The sequence below is a fragment of the Bradyrhizobium sp. USDA 336 genome, from assembly GCF_044908355.1.
Taxonomy (GTDB): Bacteria; Pseudomonadota; Alphaproteobacteria; order Rhizobiales; family Xanthobacteraceae; genus Bradyrhizobium; species Bradyrhizobium yuanmingense.
The window spans coordinates 6540898-6564159 of the sequence record NZ_JBIYDC010000002.1 but is presented as its reverse complement, the minus strand read 5'-3'; the positions used below and the strand labels follow the sequence as shown (position 1 = coordinate 6564159).

The following is a 23262-nucleotide window of genomic DNA, read 5'->3' as shown; positions in this document are numbered from 1 at the left end:
TGCCCACCATCTCTCCATGAACTCAAGAAAAGGTGGGCACGCTTCGCTTTGCCCACCCTACGGCAGCCGAGTGTGTGGCTCAGACCGCCGTCGCCTTGGCGAAGTCCACGTAGATCTCGCGCAGGCGCGTCGCCATCGGGCCGGGCTTGCCGTCGCCGATCGTCTTGCCGTCGATGGCGACCACTGGCTGCACGAACGAGGATGCGCTGGTGATGAACGCTTCCTTGGCGGCGAGCGCTTCGGCGACCGTGAAGGAGCGTTCCTCGACGCGCAGCTGGCGCTCCTCGGCAAGCGCAATCACGGCCTTGCGGGTGCAGCCGGGCAGGATCGCGTTGGAGTTCTGGCGGGTGACGATGACGTCGTCCTTGGTCAGGATGAACGCCGTGGACGAGCCGCCCTCGGTGACGTAGCCATCCTGCAGCATCCAGGCTTCGCCCGCGCCGGCTTCGGCCGCGGCCTGCTTCGCCAGCACCTGCGCCAGCAGCGCCACGCTCTTGATGTCGCGGCGCTCCCAGCGGATGTCGGGCACCGTGATGACATTGATGCCGGTCTTGGCCACCGCGGCGTTGATGATGTCCTTCTCGGACGTGAACATCACCAGGCTCGACTTGACGTCGGCCTTGGGAAACGGGAAGTCGCGCCCCTTGTCGGCGCCGCGCGTCACCTGGAGATAGACGAGGCCGTTCACGAGCTTGTTGCGCGCGATCAGCTCCTTCTGCAACTCGGTGATGCGCTCGATGGTCTCCGGCAGCTTCAACTTGATCTCGCCGACGGACCGCTCCAGCCGCCCCAGATGCGAAGCATTGTCGACCAGCTTGCCGTCGAGCACGGCCGAGACCTCGTAGATGCCGTCGGCGAACAGGAAGCCGCGATCGAGCACCGAGATCTTGGCTTCCGAGAGCGGGACGAATGAGCCGTTGACGTAGGCGATCGAGTCCAAGGCAGGTCTCCTGGGGAGGGAAGGGATTTGGCCACGGGTATAGGAGATTTGGCGGGCTCGATAAACCCACGATCCGTCATTCCGGGGCATTCGCAAGGCGAATGAGCCCGGAATCCATCTCACCGCGGTACTGCCGCATGATGGATCCCGGGCTCGCGCTATGCGCGCCCCGGGATGACGACCGGTTAATGCGACAAAATCTTCGACAAGAACTTCTGTGCGCGGTCGCTGCGGGGCTTGCCGAAGAAGTCTTCCTTCGCCGCGTCCTCGACGATCTCGCCACGGTCCATGAAGATCACGCGATTGGCCACTTTGCGGGCAAAGCCCATCTCGTGGGTGACAACCATCATGGTCATGCCCTCATGAGCGAGGTCCACCATGACGTCGAGCACCTCACTGACCATTTCCGGATCGAGCGCCGAGGTCGGCTCGTCGAACAGCATGACGATCGGATCCATGGCGAGCGCACGGGCGATCGCAACGCGCTGCTGCTGGCCGCCGGACAGATTCGCGGGATACTTTTGCGCCTGTTCCTTGAGGCCCACGCGCTCCAGCAGCTGCATGCCTTTCGCCATCGCCTTGTCGCGCGACCGGTCGAGCACCTTCTCCTGCGCGAGACAGAGATTGTCGATGATCTTCAGGTGAGGAAACAGCTCGAAGTGCTGGAACACCATGCCGACGCGCGAACGCAGCTTCGGCAGGTTGGTCTTGGGATCGTTCACCTTGATGCCGTCGACCAGGATGTCCCCGCTCTGGAACGGCTCCAGCGCGTTGACGCATTTGATCAGCGTCGACTTGCCCGAGCCTGAGGGGCCGCAGACCACGACCACCTCGCCCTTGGTGACATTGGTGGTGCAGTCGGTCAGCACCTGGAAGGTGGGGCTGTACCATTTGTTGACATGGCTGATTTCGATCATGATCGACACACTCTATCGAATGATGGCGATGCGCGCCTGCAGGCGGCGGACGCCGTAGGACGCGATACAGGAAATGGTGAAGTAGACGACCGCAGCGAACAGATACATCTCGACCAGGCGGCCGTCGCGTTGCGCCACCTTGCTCGCCGCGCCCAGGAAGTCGGTGATCGACAGGACGTAGACCAGCGAGGTGTCCTGGAACAGCACGATGGTCTGCGTGATGAGCACCGGCAGCATGTTGCGGAAGGCCTGCGGCAGCACGACGTAGCGCATGGTCTGCGCGTAGGTCAGCCCCAGCGCGCTGGCCGCGGCCGGCTGGCCGCGCGAGATCGACTGGATGCCGGCTCGCATGATCTCGGAGAAATACGCGGCCTCGAACATGATGAAGGTAATCAGCGAGGATGCGAAGGCGCCGACGCTGATCGGACGCGAGGCACCGGTCACCCACTGCCCGATATAGGGCACCAGGAAGTAGAACCAGAAGATCACCAGCACCAACGGCAGCGAGCGCATGAAGTCGACATAGATGCCGGCGATGCGCCCGAGAATCTTGAAGCCGGACAGCCGCATCAGGGCGAGCGCCGTGCCGAAGATGAGACCGCCGAGAGCTGCAAGGAAGGTCAGCGTCAGGGTGAACGTCATGCCCTCGTAGAACAGATAGGGCAGCGCGCGGCGGATGACATCGAAATCGAGATTGCCGAACATCGCTTATTTCCCCGTGATGTAGCCGGGGATCGCGACCCAGCGCTCGAGGAAGCGCATCGCGGTCACGACGACGGCGTTGACGAGGAGATAGAGGATGGTCGCGGCGGTGAAGGCCTCGAACACCTGGAACGAGAATTCCTGCATCGAGCGCGCCTGTCCGGTCAGCTCGAGCAGGCCGATGGTGATCGCGACCGCGGTGTTCTTGATGGTGTTGAGGAATTCAGACGTCAGCGGCGGCAGGATGATGCGGAAGGCCATCGGCAGCAGCACGTAACGATAGCCCTGCGCGGTGGTGAGGCCCAGCGCCGTTGCCGCCATCTTCTGCCCACGCGGCAGCGAGCCGATGCCGGCCTGCAGCTGCACGGCCACGCGCGCCGACATGAAGAAGCCGACGCCGATCGCCGCCGTCCAGAACGGCGCGTTCGGCAGTTGCTTCAGCCAAGTGCCGGCGCCTTTTGGCAACAGCTCCGGGAGTACGAAGTACCACAGGAAGAGCTGCACGAGCAGGGGCATGTTGCGGAAGAATTCGACGTAGGCGAAGCCGAACCAGTTCGCTCCCTTCGACGGCAGCGTGCGCATCACGCCGACGAGCGAGCCGGTGATCAGTGCAATGACCCAAGCCAGCGCCGCGGTCTTGAGGGTCAGCACCAGGCCCGACAGCAGCATGTCGAGGTAGGTGCCGGTCCCCATCGGGTTCGGCTGGAAGAAGATTCCCCAGTTCCAGTTATAGTTCACGTGTCCCCCGCGCGAACGCGCCCGTCATTGGACGTCTTCAGAGAAGTCTTGTTCAGAGCAGTCCTGGGCGCCTATGCAAATGTCCGGCCACCCTGGTGTCAAGAGTGGCCGGACATGATCCCAATCGAAAGATCGAGGTTTTACCTTACTTGTAATCGTCCGGGTTCGGCGAGTCCGTCGGCTTGGCGAACTCGTTCTTCAGCTCGGCCGAGATCGGCGTGTTGAGGTTCAGGCCCTTCGGCGGGATCTTCTGGGTGAACCATTTGTTGTAGATCTTCTCGGCCTCGCCCGAGGTGTAGAGCGCCGCGGTCGCGGCATCGACCACCTTCTTGAAGGCGGGATCGTCCTTGCGCAGCATGATGCCGTAGGGCTCGGGCTTGGAGAACGCATCCTTGGAGATGACATAGTCGTCCGGGTTCTTCGAGCCGGCGACGAGGCTCGCCAGCAGGATGTCGTCCATGACGAAGGCGACCGCGCGGTCGGTCTCGACCATCAGGAAGGCTTCGGCGTGATCCTTGGCCGGGATGATATTGGCGCCGAGGCCTTTGGCGACATTGGCCTCGGTGAGCTGCTTGATGTTGGTGGTGCCGGCGGTCGAGACCACGGTCTTGCCCTTGAGATCGTCGATCGATTTCAGGCCGCTCGACTTCTTGAAGACATAGCGGCTGGCCGTCAGGTAGTGGGTGTTGGTGAAGGCGACCTGCTTCTGACGCTCGGCATTGTTAGTGGTCGAGCCGCATTCGAGGTCGATGGTGCCATTGGCCATCAGCGGGATACGGGTCGCTGAGGTCACCGGGTTGAGCTTAACCTCGAGCTTGTCGAGCTTGAGCTCCTTCTTCACGGCGTCGACGATCTTGTAGCAGATGTCCATCGCGAACCCGACGGGCTTCTGGTTGTCGTCGAGATAGGAGAACGGGATCGAGGAGTCGCGGAAGCCGAGCGTGATCGCGCCGGTGTCCTTGATGTTCTTCAGCGTGCCGGTCAGCTCCTGGGCCCCGGCCTGGCTGACGACGAAGGTCGCGGCAAGCGCGAGCCCGATGTGACGGAAATGTTTCACTTTTTCTTCCCCTTTCGGATGATGCGGCCCGGATGCAAGCACAAATCGAGCCGGATTAGAATGTAACTTTCGGCTGGATCAAGGGCTCAGGTTAACGGGCCTGTCAGTGGCTTTGGCAACTCGCCGAGATCCCAGAACAGCCCGGCCATCACCGTCAAGGCCTCTTCGGTTAATGGCAGCAGGATGTGCTCATTGGGCGCATGCTGGGAGCAGCCGGGATAGGAATGCGGCACCCAGATTGTCGGCAGGCCCAGGATCTCGGAAAACACGTCATTGGGCAGCGAACCGCCGAAATTCGGCAGCACGGCCGGTGCCTTGCCGGTGGTCTCACGCACCGAATTTGCGGCCCATTTGATCCACGGGCTGTCGAAATCGGTGCGCGATGCAGCAAAACTCTGCGCCGCCCGCACCTCGACCATCGGAAAGCCCTTTGCGACCAGATGCGCACGGATCGCCTCGATCAACCCTTCAACCTTCGTCCCGACCACGAAACGCAGCTGCAGCACGGCATTGGCCTGGCCCGGGATAGCGTTGGCCGGCTTCTCGATATTGCCTGAGGACATCGCCAGCACCTCCAGCGTGTTCCAGGCGTAGAGCCGTTCGGCGGCCGAAAGACCCTCCTCGCCCCAGTTTTCGGCCAGCGCCGGCTCGTCGGCCGTCGGCACCACCTCGACGTCGGCGAGATAGGAGCGGATCTGGTTGGTCAGCCGCGGCGGCTTCAAGGCGTCGAGCTGAAGGCGGCCATGGCCATCGACCAGGGTGGAGATCGCGTTGACCAGGATGGTCGCGGGGTTGGCGAGCACGCCACCCCAATTGCCGGAATGGTGACCGCCGTCGCGCAAGTTCACGTCGAGATGGATGCGGATGCCGCCCCGGCAGCCGAGAAAGAGCGTCGGCCGATCGGCCGAGAGGCGCGGCCCGTCGGAGGCCATGAACAGGTCGGCCTTGAGCGCGTCGCGATGCAGATCGCACACCTTGCCGAGATCGGGCGAGCCGATCTCCTCGCCCATCTCGATGATGAATTTGGCGTTGAAGCCGAGCTTGCCGCCACGCGCCTCGCGCACTGCACGCAGCGCGGCCATGTTGATGCTGTGCTGGCCCTTGTTGTCGGCGGTGCCGCGGCCATAGAGGCGCGTGCCGGAAGCATTGGTGCGCCAGGGATCCCGGCCCTCACGCCACTCGCCTTCCATACCGTCGACGACGTCGCCATGGCCGTAGACCAGCACGGTCGGCGCAGACGCGCTCTCGTGATGCTCGGCGAACAGGAACGGCGCCTTGCCGCTCGGGGATTCGACGATGCGGCTGGAAAAATCGAGCGCGGCGAAAGCCGGCTGCATCTCCTGCTCCAGATAGGCACGCAGCTCGGGGCCGCGCTGCGGATTCTGGCTCTCGGTCTTGTAGGCGACGCGGCGGTCGAGTTCGGCGAGGAACGCGCCGGACTTGAAATCCTCACGGGCGCGGGCGATGGCGTCGGCTCTGGTCATACTTGCTTTTCGAGATGTGAGACGAAGGACCTTACCTGAGGCGGGTTGGCCTTCGAAAGTGGCGGGGACTGGATAGTTCTTGTAGTTCTCTTCTCGTGGTTCTCTTGGGATTTTCGTTCTTGCTTCCTTGAGACTGGCTTGCCAAGCGCAGCTGCGACGCTGACTTTGGCCTTGCCAAGCGCAAGCCTTCTATTCTTGGCCCTTGCCAAGGGCCAATTATATGCAAGAAGTTCGCCAAGTTGGGGCGCACGTCTATCATTCGAAGAGCGCTCAGTACAGAGCGCCGAGGGACCAGCATGGCCAAAGAGATCAGGCTCAACGCCTTTGCGATGAATTGCGTGGCACACCAATCACCGGGCCTGTGGACCCATCCGCGCGACCGCACCGCCGAGTATAACCGCCTGCCCTACTGGATCGATCTCGCCAAGACGCTGGAGCGCGGCCGTTTCGACGGGCTGTTCCTGGCCGACGTGCTTGGCGTCTACGACGTCTATGGCAACAGCCCTGACGCAGCCTTGCGCAATGCAGCGCAGACGCCGTCGAACGAGCCGCTGCTGTTGCTCTCGGCGATGGCGGCGGTGACGCAAAATCTCGGCTTCGGCGTCACCAGCAACCTGTCCTTCGAGCCGCCCTATCCGTTCGCACGGCGGATGTCGACGCTCGATCACCTCACCGAGGGGCGGATCGGCTGGAACGTCGTCACGGGCTATCTCGACAGCGCCGCGCGCGGTGCGGGCAGGGACAAGCAGACCGGGCATGACGACCGCTACGACATCGCCGACGAATATATGGAGGTCGTCTACAAGCTCTGGGAAGGAAGCTGGGAGGACGATGCCGTGCTGCGCGACCGCAAGCGCGGCATCTTCACCGACCCGGCAAAAGTTCATCGCGTCAATCATGAGGGCGCGAACTACCGCATCAACAACACCATTCACCTCAGCGAGCCCTCGCCGCAGCGCACGCCGGTGCTGTACCAGGCCGGCACCTCGCCGCGCGGCCGGCAATTCGCGGCCAGGCACGCCGAGTGCGTGTTCATGTCGGGACCGTCAGCCAAGGTGATCGCGCCGCGCGTCTCCGCGATCCGGCAGGAGGCTGCCGCGCTCGGCCGCAACCCCGCCGAAATCCTGATGTTCTCGATGATGACGATCATCCTCGGCCGGACGGAGGCCGAGGCGAAGGAAAAATACGCCGACTACCGCCGCCACATCAGCCCCGAAGGCGCGCTGGCGCTGATGTCGGGATGGACCGGTGTCGACTTCTCCGGCTACGACCTCGACCAGCAGGTGCGCCACGTCCAGAACGATGCCGGCCGCAGCGCCATGGACAACGTCACCCGCGCCGACCCCGACCGCGTCTGGAGCGTGCGCGACGTCATCGAGCATGTCGGCATCGGCGGCGCCGGTCCGGTCGTGGTCGGCACATCGGAAAGTGTCACCGACAAGATCGAAGACTGGTTCGAGAAGACCGACGTCGACGGCCTCAACGTCGCGTTCGCGATCTCGCCCGGCGATTTCGAGGACATCGCCGACATGCTGGTGCCGGAGCTGACACGGCGCGGGCGGTACAAGCGCGAATACGCCAAGGGCACGTTGCGGGAGAAGCTGTTCGGTGGGGGCCGCGCGCGGTTAAGTGCGCCGCATCCGGCCGCGGGGTATCGCGTGGGGAAGAAGGGGTAGGCGGAAAATCGCGCCACAGGCAGGCTGTCGTCCCCGCGAAGGCGGGGACCCATAACCACAGGGAGTGGTTTGGCGAAGACTCGGGAGTTCGGTACGCCTACCAGCCGCAGTCGATAGATCACGCGGTATGGGTCCCCGCCTTCGCGGGGACGACAGCGGGGCTACACCTTCCCGTCCACCATCACCTCGATCAGCTTCGTCCCCGGCCGGCCAAACGCCGACGCCAGCGTTGCCTTCAGCTCGCTGACATCGCTGACCTTGATCGCCTCACAGCCAAGTGCCTTGGCGACGCCGGCGAAATCGACCGGCGGGTCGACGAAATCCATGCCGACGTAATTGTCGTCGCCGTGGAAGGCGAGCAGGCGCTGCTTGATGATGCGATAGCCGCCGTTGTTGGCGATGACGACGTTGAGCGGCAGCTTGTGATGCGCCGCGGTCCAGAGCGACTGGATCGAGTACATCGCGCTGCCATCGCCGGAGAAGCACACGACGGGGCGATCGGGATTGGCAATGCTGGCGCCGACCGAGGCCGGCAGGCCCCAGCCGATGCCGCCGGAGGCGAGCCCGTGATAGCCGTAGCGGTCGCGATGCGGATACAGGGCCGTGATCTGGCGGCTGGAGGTGAGACCCTCATCGACCAGGATGGCGTTATCGGGCATGGCCTCGACCATTTGCAGCACGAGGAAGTCCGGATCGATCGGTGTGCGGCCGGCGCTCTTGCCGATCTGCTCGACCAAAGCGGCGCGGCGCGCGGTCCAGTTCTTCGGCGCGAGTTCGGCAAGACGCTGCTTGGCGCGGCTCGCGAGTGTCGCGCCGCCCATCTCCTTGAGCACCGGGATTAGCGCGCGCAGGGTTTCCTTCAGATCGGCCTTCAGTGCGATCTCGGCCCCGTAATTCTTGGCGATCTCCCAATCGACGAGGCCGATCTGCACGATGCCGAGGCCCTCAGGCAGCGCATCGACCTCGCTATAGACCGACATCCGCAAGGGATCACCGCCAAGCGCGATCAGCAGATCATATGGCGCGAGCGTATCGCGGGCGACCTTCTGTACGCGCGCGAGCGTTCCGACGAAGCTCGGGCTTTCGGACAGAAAGTGCGAGCCGTACGGCGTCGAGGACTGATAGGCCGCAGCGCCGAGCAGCTCGGCGAGTTCAGCGGCCTCCTTCAGCGCATCGCTCTTGACCACCTCGTCCATGGTGACGATCACGGGACGCTCGGCCTTGAGCAGGCGTGCGGCAAAGGCCTTCAGCGCCTCGTCCGACGGTTTCGTGCGCGCATCGATGCGGGTCGAGCGACCGAGATCGATCCCCGCTTCGCTGTTGAGGATGTCGCCGGGCAGCGAGATGAACACTGGCCCGGTCGGCGGCGTCATCGCCACCTTGGCGGCACGGCGCACGATGCGCGGCAGGTCCTCCAGCCGTGTCACCTCGACCGCCCATTTCACCAGCGGCTCGGCCATGCGCACCAGCGGACCATAGAGCACCGGCTCCATCAGACCGTGGCCCTGCTCCTGCTGGCCTGCGGTCAGGATCATCGGCGTGCCCGTGAACTGGGCGTTGTAGAGCGAGCCCATGGCATTGCCAAGGCCGGGCGCGACGTGAACGTTGCAGGCGACGAGCTTGCCCGAAGCGCGGCTGTAGCCGTCGGCGATCGCGACCACCAGGCTCTCCTGCATCGCCATCACGTAAGTGAGATCGGGATGGTCCTTCAGCGCATGCATGATCGGCAGCTCGGTGGTGCCGGGATTGCCGAACAGATGCGTGATGCCCTCGTCCTTGAGCAGCGCGAGAAAGGCGGAGCGGCCGGTAATCTTGTTCTTCATGTTTCCTCCAGGAGCGGACCGTTGCCGCAAGGACCGAAAGCATGATGGCCGAGATGTTGGCAGAGGCGCAAGGAAGCGCGGTCATGGCTGCGTTGCGCTCGGCGGTTTCGTGTCCCGGACGCGTCGCAACGTGCAACGTTGCGGCGCTGAGCCGGGACCCAGTTGCTCACCCCATTCTCCGCTGCATGGGCGCCCCGGCTCAGCAGCGCACCACCGAAGAGGTGCTGCGCTGCTTCCGGGGCACGAGAGTTGAGCTACATCTCCTCCCGCTCCAGCTCGAACGGATCCTCGCCGCCTGGGCGCTTCTTCTTTTTCGAGCGCTGCCAGACGACGCCGGGAAAGCCTTTCAGCGGCACCAGGGACTCGCCGGTATAGGCCCATTCCTGCAGCTCCTCGATGGCGATGTGATAGAGCGGCTGGCGGCCGGTGCGCTCGTTGAACAGGGCGCGGGGGATGTTGACCATGTGCGGCCCGCGCGGGCGCTCGTACGTGATCGGCGTGCCGCAATGCGAGCAGAAGCTGCGCGCGGTCTTCGTCGCCTTGTCCTCGTAGCGGGTCAGCGCGGTCTTGCCCGAGGTGATGCGGAAGCGCTTCTTCCAGCTTCCGACATAGGTGGCGTAGGCCGCACCATGGGCGCGGCGGCTGGCGGCGGAATGATCGTGCCAGGCCCAGCGCGCGGGAACGTCGATCTCGATGACGACCTTGCCGCAGAGGCATTGGCCGGTGGCGATCCCTGCGGCGGCTGCGGCTTTGGCCATGGACGTCTCTCCGTCGTCATTGCGAGCGCAGCGAATCAATCCAGAATGTTTCCGCAGAGACAGTCTGGATTGCTTCGCTGCGCTCGCAATGACGGAATTTGTGGTGGCGGTCGCGCAACAAATCAAGCTCGTCATTCCGGGGCGATGCGAAGCATCGAGCCCGGAATCCATCCCACGTCAAGGCAATGCGGCCCGATGGATTCCGGGTTCGCGACTTCGTCGCGCCCCGGAATGACAGATCAAGCCGGCGTCAGTTCGTCATACGCCGGATAATCCGTGTACCCCTTCTCCTCGCCGCCGTAGAACGTCGAGCGATTATACGGCGTGATCGGGTAGCCGCGCTCAAGACGACGCGGCAGATCCGGATTGGAGATGAAGATGCGGCCGAAGGCGATGATGTCGGCGTGGCCTTCCGCGATCGCCGCATTCGCGGTCTCGCCGGTGAAGCCGCCGGCCGTCATCAAGACGCCGCTGTAGAGCGGGCGGAACAGCACCATGGCGGACGGCACGTTCTGCCAATTGACCTCGGCGCGGCCGGCGCCGCTCGAGCGCGGCTCGATGAGATGCAGATAGGCGAGACCGAGCTTGTCAAGCGTCTTCACCACGTGCGTGTAGAGCGGCATCGGATCCGGCTCGCCGGAATCATTGGCGATGCCGTGGGGCGACAACCGCACCGCGACGCGGTTTGCGCCCCAGACGTCGATCGCGGCCTGCGTGACCTCGAGCAGAAGGCGCGCGCGGTTCTCGATGCCGCCGCCATATTGATCGGTGCGCTGGTTGCTGCGCGATTGCAGGAATTGCTCGAGCAGATAACCGTTGGCGCCGTGGATCTCGACACCGTCGAAGCCGGCGGCGAGCGCGTTCTTGGCACCCTGCCGGAACGCCTCGACGATGCCCTTGACCTCATCGGTCTCCAGCGCACGCGGCGTCTCGTAGTCGGCGATCTTGCCGTCGGCCGTCATCGCCTTCATGCCTTCGGCCTTGATCGGAATTGCCGAGGCCGAAACCGGCAGCTCGCCGCCGTGGAAGGAGGAATGAGAGACGCGGCCGACATGCCAGAGCTGGAGGAAGATGATGCCGCCCTTGGCGTGCACGGCATCCGTCACCTTGCGCCAGCCTGCGACCTGCGCCTCCGAATAGATACCGGGTGTCGCCGGATTGCCGCGGCCGTGCGAGAGCACCGGCGAGGCCTCGGCGATGATCAGGCCGCCCTTCGTCGCACGCTGGCCGTAATATTCGGCATTGAGCGGCCGCGGTGCAAAAGTGTCGCGCTCGGCCCGCATGCGCGTCAGCGGCGCCATCGCAACGCGATGCGCGAGCTGGTAGGGACCGACCTGCAACGGCTTGAACAATGCTTCGAATTTCATGTGGTCCCCGGATGTCTTTGAAAGGATGCAGATGATTGTGAGGGAGACTGACCGCCTGAAGGCGGTGGTTGTTCTCCCTCTCCCCGTTCTTACGGGGAGAGGGTTGGGGTGAGGGGCTGCCTCGGCAATTGCGGTGAGAGTTGGACTCGCGGAGAGTCCCTCTCACCCGGAGTCCGCGCGTTGCGCGAATTCCGGCCTCTCCCCGCAAGCGGGGAGAGGCGAAGGAGAGCCGGCCTTACGCCGTCTTGATCCAGACGGCCTTCACGTTGAGATATTCCTCGACGTGCTGCTTGCCGGATTCGCGGCCGTAGCCGCTCATCTTGTAGCCGCCGAACGGCACCGCCGGGTCCATCGCCTGATAGCAATTGACCCACACCGAGCCGGCACGCAAGCGTTTCGCCACCGCATGGGCCTTGCTGACGTCACGCGTCCACAGGCCGGAGCCGAGGCCGAACGTGGTGTTGTTGGCGCGCTTGACCAGCTCGTCCATGTCCTTGAACGCGATCGCGGAAATGACGGGGCCAAAAATCTCCTCCTGCGCGATGCGCATGTTGTCCTCGACACCCGCGAACACCGTCGGCGAGACGAAGAAGCCCTTCGACAGCGCGCCTTCGGTGACACGGCCGCCGCCGGCAAGCGCCTTCGCGCCTTCCTTCTGGCCGATGTCGAGATAGCCGGTGACGCGCTCGAGCTGCTGCTCGGAGACGAGCGGGCCGATCTGCACGTTGGGATCGAGGCCGTTGCCGACCTGCAGCTTCTTGCCGAACTCGGCGACGCGGCCGACGAACTCGTCGTAGATCGACTGCTCGACGAACAGGCGCGTGCCGGCGCTGCAGATCTGCCCCGAATTGGCGAACACCGCCATCGCCGCGCCCGGCACGGCGGCGTCGAGATCGGCATCGGCGAACACGATGTCCGGCGACTTGCCGCCGAGCTCGAGCGAGACGCGCTTGAGGTTGCCGGCGGAGGCACGGATGATCGACTGGCCCGTCACATGCGAGCCGGTGAACGCGACCTTGTCGACGTCGTGGTGCGAGGCGAGCGCCGCGCCCGCGGTCTCGCCATAGCCGGGAACGACGTTGATGACACCGGGCGGCACGCCCGCTTCCAGCGCGAGCTCAGCGATGCGCAGCGAGGTCAGCGGCGCTTCTTCGGCCGGCTTGAGCACCACGGTGCAGCCGGTCGCGATCGCCGGGCCGATCTTCCAGATCGTCGCGGTCAGCGGCCCGTTCCAGGGAATGATGGCGCCGACGACACCGACCGGCTCCTTCAGCGTGTAGGAGAAGATTTCGCCGGGCAGCGAGTTCTCGATGGTCTCGCCATGAATCGCGGTGGTCTGGCCGGCGTAATAGCGCAGCATGCCGACGGCGCGCAGGCGGTAGGCACGGGTGCGGCTCAGCGGCGCGCCCATGTCGAGCGTGTCGAGCTGCGACAATTCGTCGAAATTCTTCTCGACGAGATCGGCGAGCCTCAGGAGCAGGTTCTGCCGCTCGAACGGCTTGACCTTGCTCCACGGACCTTCGAAGGCGCGGCGCGCGGCCGCGACCGCACGATCGATGTCTTCCTTGTCGCCTTCGGCGACGGTTGCGAGCAGCTCGCCCGTGGCGGGATTGCGGGTCTCGAAGCGCTTGCCCGAGGCTGCATCGACCCACTTGCCGTCGATCAGCATCTGCTTGTAGGACCCGTTGGCGAACGGATGGCGCGTGATCGGAATAGCCTGCGACACAGCCATGGCTGCACTCCCTGTCAGCTGATTGATTGGTTCGATCTGGGCGGGATCGTTCGGCCGAGGATACAGCCGCGCCTGATAGGCGTAAAGGCAGCGCGGAACGAAGACCTCCCATGCCGACTTGTGCAGGGTCGCACGGCTGCCATGCTATAGCTCGGCTGAAGGCTTTCCACGGAGACGCTCGATGTCGCATCCCGCCATCGTCAAGGACAATGTTGCCGTGATCACGGGTGGCGCAGCCGGCATCGGATTTGCCGCCGCCGCGGCATTTGCGCGCGCTGGAATGAAGGTGTGTATCGCGGATGTCGACGAGACACGGTTGGCAGAAGCTGCAACAAGATTGTCATCCGTAACATCGGCCGCAAACGTCATGACCTCGGCCGTCGATGTCAGCAGGATCGAGAGCGTGACGGAACTCGAGCGCGCCGTCCACGCGCGGTTCGGCGGCACCGATGTCCTCATGAACAATGCCGGCATTCAGCCCGGCAGCACCTTGTTCGACGCGCCGGACAATTGGCAGCGCATCATCGCCGTCAACATGTGGGGCATCATCAACGGCTCGCGCATCTTCGCACCCAACATGATCGCCCGTGGCAGGCGCGGCCTCATCATCAATACCGGTTCCAAGCAGGGCATCACCACGCCGCCCGGCGATCCCGCCTACAACGTCTCCAAGGCCGGCGTGAAGGCGTTCACCGAGGCGCTCCAGCACGAGTTGCGCAACACGAAAGACTGTCGCGTCACGGCGCACCTCTTGATCCCCGGCTTCGTCTTCACCGGCCTGACCGCAAAGGGCCGCACCGAGAAGCCGGCCGGCGCCTGGACGCCGGAGCAGACGGTCGATTTCATGCTGGCGCGGCTGGAGGTCGGCGACTTCTACATTCTCTGCCCGGATAATGACGTGCCGCGCGCGCTCGACGAGAAGCGCATGCTCTGGGCGGCCGGCGATATCGTCGAGAACCGCCCGCCATTGTCGCGCTGGCATCCGGATTACGCCGATGCGTTCGCGAAGTTTGTGGCGCGTGAGTAGGCCTGCACCGCTCTCTCGCTCGTCCCCGGGTCTCACGGAGAGGGTGGGGTCACGGCCGCCTGGCCTTGCCCCACCTTGACTCCCCCAAAATTCGTTATACAACATAACTATTCTGACAAGGACGCAAATGACACAAGGAAACGCCGAGACCGCGAATGCGGGTCCCTCCGGGCTTTTGAGGATCGAGCGGGCGGACCGGGTTCTGACCGTGGGTCTGAACCGGCCGGCCAAGCGCAATGCGCTCAATGACGGCATCATCCTGGAAATCGGCGAGTGTTTTGCGAACCTGCCCGAGGATATCGGCGCGGTCGTCATCCACGGTATCGGCGACCATTTCTCCAGTGGTCTCGACCTCTCCGAGCTGACCGAGCACGACGCCACCGGCGGGCTCCTGCACTCCCAGATGTGGCACCGGGTGTTCGACCGCATCCAGTACAGCCGCGTGCCCGTGATCGCAGCGCTCCGGGGCGCCGTGATCGGCGGCGGGCTGGAGCTTGCCTGCGCGGCCCATATACGCGTCGCCGAGCCCTCGACCTATTTCGCGCTGCCTGAGGGGCAGCGCGGCATTTTCGTCGGCGGCGGCGGCTCGGTGCGGCTGCCGCGGCTGATCGGCGTTGCCCGGATGATGGACATGATGCTGACGGGACGCGTCTACAGCGCGACCGAGGGCGCGTCCTACGGCTTTGCGCAATATCTGACGGAGGCCGGCAACGGGCTCGGCAAAGCACTGGAGCTTGCGACCAAGGTGGCGTCCAACGCCCCGCTGACGAATTTCGCCGTGCTCCAGGCGCTGCCGATGATCGCAGAAACCAATCCGCAGACCGGCCTGTTGATGGAGTCGCTGATGGCCACCGTCGCGCAGAGCGACAAGGAGGCCAAGCGGCGGATCCGCGAATTCCTCGAGCACAAGACCGCGAAGGTGAAGCCCAAATCATGAGCGTAAAGTCATGAGCGCCCAGCCGTCCTCTTCCGGCATCGAGCGCGGCGCGAGCAATTTCCCGCTGCGGCCCATCTCGTTCGGTGATCCCGTCGTCAACATCGAGCGGCGCGACGACGGCACGATTTACCTGCGGCCAAAGCAGCCGCTCGGCGAATATCCGGTCCGCATCACCGACCGCCTGCATCATTGGGCCACGACGACGCCGGACCGCGTCTTCATGGCCGAGCGCGAAGGCGGCCGCGGCTGGCGCAAGATCACCTATGCCGAGCTGCTCACCGCGAGCCGGCACATCGCCTCCGCATTGATCCAGCGCGGCCTGTCGGCGGAGCGGCCGGTCGTCATCCTCTCGGGCAATTCGATCGACCACGCGCTCCTGGCGTTCGGCGCGTTCTATGCCGGCGTTCCGTTCTGCCCGGTGTCGCCGGCCTATTCGCTGGTGTCGAAGGATTACGGCAAGCTGTCCTATCTGATGAAGCTGCTGACGCCGGGCCTCGTCTTCGCCGACGATGCCGACAAGTTCGCCGATGCGCTCGCCGCCAACGTCTCGCTCGGCACCGAGATCGCCGCGTCCTATGGCCAAGTGCCGGGCCGCGACGTCACCCTGCTGGCCGACCTGATGGCGACGCCGATCCGTGGCGACCTCGACGATGTCCACGGCCGGATCGGCCCCGACACGATCGCAAAATTCCTGCTGACCTCGGGCTCGACCGGCAATCCCAAGGCCGTCATCAACACCCAGCGCATGATCTGCGCCAATCAGGTGATGCTGCGCGAGACGCTCGCCTTCCTGAAGGACGAGCCGCCGGTCATCATCGATTGGCTGCCGTGGAACCACACCTTCGGCGGCAATCACAACATCGGCCTGACGCTCTACAACGGCGGCTCGATGTATCTGGACGCCGGCAAGCCGGTGCCCGGCGGCATCGAGGAGACCGTGCGCAATCTCCGGGAAATTTCGCCGACGGTCTATTTCAACGTGCCCAAGGGCTACGAATCGCTGCTGCCCTATCTGCGCGACGACCAGGGCTTGCGCGCCAAGTTCTTCGACCGGCTGCATGCGATGTTCTTCTCCGGCGCGGCGCTGTCGCCGTTCGTCTGGGACAGCCTCGACGAGCTCGCCGCGAAGGAGAAGGGCTATCGCGTGCCGATGCTGACCGGTCTCGGCGCGACCGAGACCGCGCCGTTCTTCATGTCGGTCAATCCGCGCACCAGCCGCTCCGGCCATGTCGGCCTGCCGGTCTCCGGCAACGACGCCAAGCTGGTGCCGAACAACGGCAAGCTGGAAGTGCGCGCCAAGGGGCCGAACGTGATGCCCGGCTACTGGCGCCAACCCGACATCACCGCAAAATCCTTCGACGAGGAGGGATTTTACAAGATGGGCGATGCGCTCAAGCCCGCCGATCCCGATGATTTCAACGCCGGCTTCGATTTCGACGGCCGCGTCAGCGAGGACTTCAAGCTCGCGAGCGGCACCTGGGTCAGCGTCGGCCCCTTGCGCGCGCGCCTCACCGCGGCCTGCGCGCCCCTGGTGCGCGACGTCGTCATCGCCGGCATCAACCGCGACGAGATCTCCGCGCTGGTCGTGCTCGATCTCGACGGCTGCCGGCTGATCAACCCGACACTGCCGCCCGACGATCTCGTCGTCGCGACGCGCGACCGCCTGGTGCGCGAGGCGTTCCGCGAGCGCCTGACCCGTTTCCTCGGCCAGGCCACGGGATCCTCGACACGGATCACGCGCGCGATCCTGATGGACACGCCGCTCTCGATCGACAAGGGCGAAGTGACCGACAAGGGCTCGATCAACCAGCGCGCGGTGCTGGAGCATCGCGGCGAGCTGATCGAGGAGCTCTACGCTGCCAATCCGTCGAACCGTGTGATATCGGTCGGCTAACATGACAATGGGAGTGAACCAGTCGGCGCTTCCTTCACCTCGCCCCGCTTGCGGGGAGAGGTCGAATTTGCGCAACGCGCAAATTCGGGTGAGGGGGAGCCGCCGCGAGTCCCACTGCCACCGCATTCGCGGAAGCAAGCCCCTCACCCCAACCCTCTCCCCGTAAGAACGGGGAGAGGGAGCAGACCGGCCGATCCGGTCGCACCCAAGAACGATCAAAGGAGAACGCCATGTTGTTGAAGGATCAGGCAGCCATCGTCACCGGCGGCGCATCGGGACTTGGCGCGGCCACCGCAAGAAAGCTGGCGGCACAGGGCGCCAAGGTCGCTGTGTGCGACCTCAACACCAAGCTGGCCGAAACGGTCGCGGCAGAGATCAAGGGCGTGGCCGTCACCTGCGACGTCTCCGATGCCGCCTCCGCTGAAGCCGCGATCGCGCAGGCGACCAAGGCCCACGGCCCGGCGCGCGTGCTGGTCAATTGCGCCGGCATCGGCGTTGCCAAGCGCGTGGTCGGCCGCGACGGCCCGATGGCGCTTTCGGATTTCGACAAGGTGATCAAGGTCAACCTGATCGGCACCTTCAACATGCTGCGCCTCGCCGCCACCGAAATGTCCAAGCTGGAGCCGCAGACGACCGGCGAGCGCGGCGTCATCATCAACACCGCCTCCGTTGCCGCCTATGACGGCCAGATCGGCCAATCCGCCTATTCGGCCTCCAAGGGCGGCATCGTCGGCATGACGCTGCCGATCGCGCGCGAGCTCGCGCAGTTCGGCGTCCGCGTGCTGACGATCGCCCCCGGCCTGTTCCTGACGCCGCTGCTGGCGAACCTGCCGCAGGAGGCCCAGGACTCGCTCGCCGCCGCGATCCCCTTCCCGCGCCGGCTCGGCCAGGCCGACGAGTTCGCCGCGCTCGCGCTGCACATGGTCGAGAATGCCTACCTGAACGGCGAGGTGGTGCGCCTCGACGGTTCGCTGCGCATGGCGCCCAAGTAAGGCAGCGCTCATGTTCGTGAACCGGCGCGAGGTCCAGATCCAGTGGGGCGATTGCGACCCCGCGAACATCGTCTACTACCCGCGCTATTTCGCGATGTTCGACGATTCGACCTCGACCCTGTTCGAAGCCGCCGGCTTCTCCAAGCAGGACCTGGTCCGCAAATACGGCCTGGTGGGCATCCCCATGGTCGACACGCGGGCCAAGTTCTACATCCCCTCGACCTATGGCGACTGGATCACCATCGAGACCAGAATCGAGAGCATCAAGCGCTCGAGCTTCGAGGTGAAGCACAACGTCTACAAGGGCGAGGCGCTCGCGATTGAGGGTTTCGAGACCCGCGTCCTGGTCGGCCGCGATCCTGGTAACCCTGACAAGCTGAAATCCGCACCATTCCCGGCGGAAATGATAGCCAAATTCACGGGGAGTTAAGTCCGGAGCTAAATCGCCGCATCACCAAAAGACGGGGCTGAATTACCCCGCGATTTCTGCTTTCAAATGAACACGTCAAGGGAGGAATAGATGAAACGCTTTTATTTGACCGCTGCCATCACTGCGGCTGCGCTGGCCCTGCCGGCATTGCCCGCGCTGGCCCAGACCAGCGAAGTCACCATCGGCATCACCACCACCACGACCGGCCCGGGTGCGGCACTCGGCATTCCCGAGCGCAACGCGCTGGAATTCGTGCCGAAGGAGATCGGCGGCGTGCCGCTGAAGGTGATCGTGCTCGACGACGGCGGCGATCCCACCACCGCCACCACCAACGCCCGTCGCTTCGTCACCGAATCCAAGGCCGACATCATCATGGGCTCGGCGCTGACGCCGCCGACCATCGCGGTCTCCAATGTCGCCAACGAAGCCGGTATCCCGCACTTCGGTCTGGCACCCTTCCCGATCACGCCGGAGCGCATGAAGTGGTCGGTGGCGATGCCGCAGCCGATTCCGATCGTCGGCAAGGTGCTGTACGACCACATGAAGGCCAAGGGCGTGAAGACGCTCGGTTACATCGGCTATTCCGACTCCTACGGCGACCTCTGGTTCAACGATTTGAAGGCGCAGGCCGTGCCGATGGGGATGACCATCGTCGACGAGGAGCGGTTCGCTCGTCCCGACACTTCGGTGACCGGCCAGGTGCTGAAGCTCGTCGCCGCCAATCCCGACGCGATCCTGGTAGGCGCCTCCGGCACCGCGGCCGCACTGCCCCAGACCGAGCTGCGCGAACGCGGCTACAAGGGCCTGATCTACCAGACCCACGGCGCGGCCAGCATGGACTTCATCCGCATTGCCGGCAAAGCAGCGGAAGGCGTGCTGATGGCCTCGGGTCCCGTCATGGCCCCCGAGGAACAGCCGGACAACGCGCTGACCAAGAAGCCGGGCCTCGCGCTGAACTCCGCCTACGAGGCAAAGTACGGCCCCAACAGCCGCAGCCAGTTCGCCGGCCATTCCTTTGATGCGTTCGAGATCCTCAAGCGCGTCATTCCGGCGGCGTTGAAGACGGCCAAGCCCGGCACGCCGGAATTCCGCGAAGCCATCCGCCAGGCGCTGCTGACGGAGAAGGAGCTGGCGGCGAGCCAGGGCGTCTACAACTTCACCGAAAAGGACCGCTACGGCCTCGACGAGCGCTCGCGCATCCTGCTCACGGTGAAGGACGGCAAGTACACGCTGGTGAAGTAGGCGTCGCCAAGATTCGAAACGACGAGAGCCGGCCCGATGGGCCGGCTCTTTTGTTTGGTCAATGGGGCAAGCTGCGGCACCGGCCCAGGTGCGCCCCCTCTCTCGCAAGCGGGAGAGGGTTGGGGAGAGGGTGCCTCCGCGTTGGGACTGTCCGAGGCCTGCAGTGACAATCCCCTAGAGGAGAGAGCCCCCACCCGGCGCTTCGCGCCGACCTCCCCCGCAAGCGGGAGAGGTTGCACCGAACCCGCGGACGCGCCGGTGGCCCTACGCCGCCTGCCGTAGCGGCGTCCAGGCGAACTCGGGATAATAGTCGTCCATCATGCGGTCGACATAAGCGGTGAGGTTCGGAAATCCCTCTGCCCGCTCGCGCAAGGCGGATTCGAAGAACGGCGAGAGAACGCCGGCGAGCATGCCGAACGCAGTGGCATCGACGCCGCAGGGCCTGTTGCCCAACAGGTAGGCTTTGTCGCCGAGCTGCACCGAGAGCGCGAACAGCGAACGCACGGCAAGATCGACGTCGTCATCCGGCGCATGGCGGCCGAGTCCGGAGAGCAGGTAGTTCTCGGCGACGCGGAACTGCGCATCCTCGCGCAGCTTCTCGCGATTGTGCTCCGGCGCGCCGTCGAAGAAATGCGCGGGCCCCTTGGCGAAATTGACCGGATCGACCCAGCGCGCGCCCACCAGCGCCCAATAGACATGGTGCTCGATCATGCGCTCGAACGCCCAGGCCTGCGCACGCTCGGCCAAAGTGAGGCCGGCATCGAAATCGAAGCCATAGCGGCGCTCGATATGGGCCCGGATGAAGGTGGAATCGGCCACCGCCTCGCCGCCGTCGTCGATGAAGGGCAGCTGCCCCTTGGGCGAGGCCGGCGGCATCGCCCGCTCTTTCCGATAAGGCAGTCCCGCCATCTTGAGCTGCACCTCGGTCTTGGTGACGAAGGGGCTGATTTCCGGCAGGCCGAAGCCGGCGCCAAAACCGTAAAGCGTGATCATGCAAGCTCTCCTGAACCTGTCGAACGAGTGGAAGGAACCTAGCGGCCGGCTGCTGCCACCATGGTGGCAGCAGCCGTGATATCTTCTGCGAAGCGGGCCCCGCGCCAGGCGCGGCCCATCAGATGGCGGACCAGCGCATCCGCGGCATGGTTCAGCGAGCGTGTCACCACGCTTGCGAGCGCAAATCGGAGATCAACGGCCATGAAATCGAGCGGAACGAGGCGGCCAAACGCCCAAGCCCGCAACATTTGGCCGTGCCACAGCTGCGCCCGCCACAGTGGACCGGCCTGGCCGAAATGGGTTGGAATGATCATGGACAAATCCTCTTCAGTCGATGTGTTGTCCCGGTATAGAACCCCCCTGCTGCCAACATCCTGTCAGCAGCCGCGCGCCGATTTCTGATCCGTCGTTCGAGAAGAGAATTGTCATGAGACGCGCCGACCGGCTGTTTCAAATCATCCAGGTGCTGAGGCGCACGCGTAAGCCGCTGACGGCAGACGCGATCGCGGCCGAGCTCGAGACTTCGAAGCGCACCATCTACCGCGACATCGCAACACTGATCGGCCAGCGCGTGCCGATCCGCGGCGAAGCCGGCATGGGTTACATCCTGGAAAAGGGTTTCGACCTGCCGCCCCTGATGCTGACGCCGGACGAGATCGAGGCGGCCGTGCTGGGCGCGCAATGGGTCGCGGGCCACGCCGATTCAGCGCTGGCGCGCGCGGCCGAAGACTTGATGGCCAAGATCGCCGACACCGTGCCGGAGCGCCTGCGCCCCTTCGTGCTGGAGCCGGCGAGCCGGGCGCGTCCGAGCTGGAACCGGGAACCGGACCGCCTGGACATGGCGCGCACCCGCACCCAGATCCATGAAGGCAAGAAGATCATGCTGCGCTATCGCGACGAACAGGGCCGCCCCAGCGAGCGCATGATCTGGCCGATCTCGGTCGGCTATCTCGAAGCGGTGCGGCTGCTGGCGGCCTGGTGCGAGCTGCGCGGCGACTTCCGCAGCTTCCGCACCGACCGCGTGGTCGAGGCGACCTATCTCGACGAGAAATATCCTGAAAGGCGCGACGTGCTGCGCGCGAGATGGCGGCAAAGCCTGGTCTGGGGTCCGCCGAAGGACACGTGAGGACGATGGACGAGACCGAGCTGTCGAGCTGTTGCCAGGGCTGCGGCGCCTGCTGCGGCTATTCGCAGAACTGGCCGCGCTTCTCGATCGAGAGCGACGAGGAGCTTGCGCTGATCCCGGAGGCGCTCGTCAACGACCGGCAATCGGGCATGCGCTGCGAGGGCGATCGCTGCGCGGCGTTGCAAGGCGAGATCGGAAAGATGACGGCCTGTGGCATCTATGACGTGCGGCCGGAGGTGTGCCGCACCTGCATGCCTGGTGACGCCGAATGCGCGATGGCGCGGCGGAAGTTCGGCCTGCCCGTTATCGAGGCCGCTTAGGCGGGGACGGCTTCGCCGATCTCGTCGTCGAGCTCGTCATCGAGCGGTGCGAGCACCGAGAGCGGCTTGGTCGACAGCGTGATCGGCTTGCGCCCACCCGTCAGCGACGTCGAAGCTTTCGCGGTGCCTTCGCGCGACAGCGCGAAGAGCGTCGAGCCGACGCGGCCGCCATTCTCGATCAGGTCGCGCTCGCTGCAGCTCGCTGCGATCGCGACCGCCAGCGAGTGCAAATGGCTACGGCGGTAGCAGAACAGCGCCAGCCTGGCGCGCACGTCAGGGGAAACACTCTCAACCAGCCTCGGCAGGCCACTCTCGCTGGCGCGATACATCTCGCCAAGGAGCTCGTCGCGGACCGGGCAGAAATCGCTTTCAAAGGCGTCGCGGCTTGAAAACATTGCAGTTCTCCCTCGTGTGAGGAAGATGCAGCGCAATTCTCTAACGAAAGGTTAACCACGCTGCCCGGTAGTCACCCGGGGTAGTTGCGCGTCGGCCGCGAATCGGTGGGGCGCAGTGGGGACTCGGGGACTACCGCGCCGGCTGGGATAGCGGGGCGCCAGCGTCTCCACTGCGTCATGGCCGGGCTTGTCCCGGCCATCCACGGACAGCCCAGATGCACGAAGAACGTGGATGCCCGGGACAAGCCCGGGCATGACGACCCCTAGTGCCGATGAAAAGTTGCCTCGCTCAAAAGGGCAGCCCGCCCTCAGTTCGCCGCCATGAAGATCGCGAGGCCGAAGCCGGTCAGGTGGTGCAGCGCCTGGTCGACGCCGATCAGGGTCCAGAACCAGGGATGGGCGAGGTCGACGCCGAAATTGGCGGAGACGTATCCCTTGGCGCGGTCGATCGTGATGTGGATCAGGAAGTCGATGAAGGCCACGAACCAGAATCGCGGCGCCACGATCACGATCAGCGGCAGCGCGACGGCAAGGTGGACCAGGCAGTGCACCAGAAGCGGCAGGGCCCAGCCATGCTTCTGGTCCTTGCCGTGCGCCATCCAGGCGGTTTGAAGAACGAAATCGGCGATGACGTGCTTGAAGGTGAGCAGCAACATCCAGCCAATGAGCGCTTCAACCGGAATCGCCGATGACATGGGTGGAAACGACAAAG

23 protein-coding genes are annotated in these 23262 nt (G+C 64.7%); 9 read left to right on the top strand and 14 right to left on the bottom strand.

Annotated features, from left to right (window positions below; genetic code table 11):
• Positions 1–79: 79 nt before the first annotated feature.
• From ABIA45_RS31770 to ABIA45_RS31745, 6 genes are all read right to left on the bottom strand, one after another.
• Positions 80–940 (bottom strand): D-amino-acid transaminase, encoded by an 861-nt coding sequence (locus ABIA45_RS31770; protein ID WP_157283109.1) that lies wholly within the window; start codon positions 938–940, stop codon positions 80–82.
• A 185-nt stretch (positions 941–1125) separates the two neighbouring features.
• A complete protein-coding gene (locus ABIA45_RS31765) occupies positions 1126–1857 on the bottom strand; it encodes an amino acid ABC transporter ATP-binding protein (RefSeq protein WP_128266202.1) in 732 nt (243 codons plus the stop codon).
• A 12-nt stretch (positions 1858–1869) separates the two neighbouring features.
• The gene (locus tag ABIA45_RS31760; RefSeq protein ID WP_271545918.1) at positions 1870–2562 is read right to left on the bottom strand and encodes an amino acid ABC transporter permease; all 693 of its coding nucleotides are present in this window, start codon (positions 2560–2562) and stop codon (positions 1870–1872) included.
• 3 nt (positions 2563–2565) lie between these two features.
• Positions 2566–3297, bottom strand: coding sequence for an amino acid ABC transporter permease (locus tag ABIA45_RS31755; protein WP_126259516.1), 732 nt, complete (start codon positions 3295–3297; stop codon positions 2566–2568).
• A gap of 145 nt (positions 3298–3442) precedes the next feature.
• A complete protein-coding gene (locus ABIA45_RS31750) occupies positions 3443–4354 on the bottom strand; it encodes an amino acid ABC transporter substrate-binding protein (RefSeq protein WP_271545923.1) in 912 nt (303 codons plus the stop codon).
• 86 nt (positions 4355–4440) lie between these two features.
• Positions 4441–5838 (bottom strand): M20 family metallopeptidase, encoded by a 1398-nt coding sequence (locus ABIA45_RS31745; RefSeq protein WP_404654745.1) that lies wholly within the window; start codon positions 5836–5838, stop codon positions 4441–4443.
• A gap of 296 nt (positions 5839–6134) precedes the next feature.
• On the opposite strand from ABIA45_RS31745, the gene ABIA45_RS31740 reads away from it, so the two are divergent.
• Positions 6135–7514 carry an LLM class flavin-dependent oxidoreductase gene (locus ABIA45_RS31740; protein WP_404545654.1) on the top strand — a complete coding sequence of 460 codons (1380 nt, stop codon included), beginning with the start codon at positions 6135–6137 and terminating at the stop codon, positions 7512–7514.
• Positions 7515–7675: 161 nt separating this feature from the next.
• Here the strand turns inward: ABIA45_RS31740 and ABIA45_RS31735 are convergent, their stop codons facing one another.
• The 4 genes from ABIA45_RS31735 to ABIA45_RS31720 form a co-directional block, all read right to left on the bottom strand.
• Positions 7676–9337, bottom strand: a complete 1662-nt coding sequence (locus tag ABIA45_RS31735; RefSeq protein WP_404654744.1) for a thiamine pyrophosphate-binding protein — start codon at positions 9335–9337, stop codon at positions 7676–7678.
• Positions 9338–9591: 254 nt separating this feature from the next.
• Positions 9592–10095 carry a GFA family protein gene (locus ABIA45_RS31730; protein WP_404654743.1) on the bottom strand — a complete coding sequence of 168 codons (504 nt, stop codon included), beginning with the start codon at positions 10093–10095 and terminating at the stop codon, positions 9592–9594.
• A gap of 239 nt (positions 10096–10334) precedes the next feature.
• Positions 10335–11462 (bottom strand): alkene reductase, encoded by a 1128-nt coding sequence (locus tag ABIA45_RS31725; protein WP_404654742.1) that lies wholly within the window; start codon positions 11460–11462, stop codon positions 10335–10337.
• 235 nt (positions 11463–11697) lie between these two features.
• Positions 11698–13194, bottom strand: coding sequence for an aldehyde dehydrogenase family protein (locus ABIA45_RS31720; protein WP_275515073.1), 1497 nt, complete (start codon positions 13192–13194; stop codon positions 11698–11700).
• 181 nt (positions 13195–13375) lie between these two features.
• Here ABIA45_RS31720 and ABIA45_RS31715 point away from each other — a divergent pair, with 181 nt between their 5' ends.
• The 6 genes from ABIA45_RS31715 to ABIA45_RS31690 all read left to right on the top strand — a co-directional run bounded on the left by ABIA45_RS31715 (position 13376) and on the right by ABIA45_RS31690 (position 19716).
• A complete protein-coding gene (locus tag ABIA45_RS31715) occupies positions 13376–14221 on the top strand; it encodes an SDR family NAD(P)-dependent oxidoreductase (RefSeq protein WP_404545642.1) in 846 nt (281 codons plus the stop codon).
• Between the two features lie 127 nt (positions 14222–14348).
• Positions 14349–15158: a crotonase/enoyl-CoA hydratase family protein gene (locus tag ABIA45_RS31710; protein ID WP_404545640.1), complete on the top strand. Its 810-nt coding sequence runs from the start codon at positions 14349–14351 to the stop codon at positions 15156–15158.
• Between the two features lie 10 nt (positions 15159–15168).
• A complete protein-coding gene (locus ABIA45_RS31705; protein ID WP_404654741.1) occupies positions 15169–17052 on the top strand; it encodes a feruloyl-CoA synthase in 1884 nt (627 codons plus the stop codon).
• 230 nt (positions 17053–17282) lie between these two features.
• Complete coding sequence (locus ABIA45_RS31700; protein ID WP_271545940.1) at positions 17283–18044, top strand: SDR family NAD(P)-dependent oxidoreductase; 762 nt, start codon at positions 17283–17285, stop codon at positions 18042–18044.
• A 10-nt stretch (positions 18045–18054) separates the two neighbouring features.
• Positions 18055–18474 (top strand): thioesterase family protein, encoded by a 420-nt coding sequence (locus ABIA45_RS31695; protein ID WP_271545942.1) that lies wholly within the window; start codon positions 18055–18057, stop codon positions 18472–18474.
• A 90-nt stretch (positions 18475–18564) separates the two neighbouring features.
• Positions 18565–19716, top strand: a complete 1152-nt coding sequence (locus ABIA45_RS31690) for an ABC transporter substrate-binding protein (protein ID WP_404654740.1) — start codon at positions 18565–18567, stop codon at positions 19714–19716.
• Positions 19717–19980: 264 nt separating this feature from the next.
• Here the strand turns inward: ABIA45_RS31690 and ABIA45_RS31685 are convergent, their stop codons facing one another.
• Entirely contained in the window at positions 19981–20709 is a 729-nt protein-coding gene (locus tag ABIA45_RS31685; protein WP_271545944.1) for a glutathione S-transferase family protein, read from the bottom strand.
• Between the two features lie 38 nt (positions 20710–20747).
• Entirely contained in the window at positions 20748–21023 is a 276-nt protein-coding gene (locus ABIA45_RS31680) for a hypothetical protein (RefSeq protein ID WP_157283123.1), read from the bottom strand.
• 113 nt (positions 21024–21136) lie between these two features.
• Between ABIA45_RS31680 and ABIA45_RS31675 the strand changes: the two genes are divergently transcribed.
• Positions 21137–21835, top strand: a complete 699-nt coding sequence (locus ABIA45_RS31675) for a YafY family protein (RefSeq protein ID WP_025033709.1) — start codon at positions 21137–21139, stop codon at positions 21833–21835.
• Positions 21836–21840: 5 nt separating this feature from the next.
• Entirely contained in the window at positions 21841–22155 is a 315-nt protein-coding gene (locus tag ABIA45_RS31670) for a YkgJ family cysteine cluster protein (protein ID WP_198399697.1), read from the top strand.
• Here the strand turns inward: ABIA45_RS31670 and ABIA45_RS31665 are convergent.
• Together ABIA45_RS31665 and ABIA45_RS31660 are read right to left on the bottom strand one after the other, a co-directional pair.
• Entirely contained in the window at positions 22152–22550 is a 399-nt protein-coding gene (locus ABIA45_RS31665; protein ID WP_035997226.1) for a hypothetical protein, read from the bottom strand. The genes ABIA45_RS31670 and ABIA45_RS31665 overlap by 4 nt on opposite strands.
• Before the next feature lie 308 nt (positions 22551–22858).
• A complete protein-coding gene (locus ABIA45_RS31660) occupies positions 22859–23206 on the bottom strand; it encodes a DUF3307 domain-containing protein (RefSeq protein WP_050991738.1) in 348 nt (115 codons plus the stop codon).
• Positions 23207–23262 lie beyond the last annotated feature (56 nt).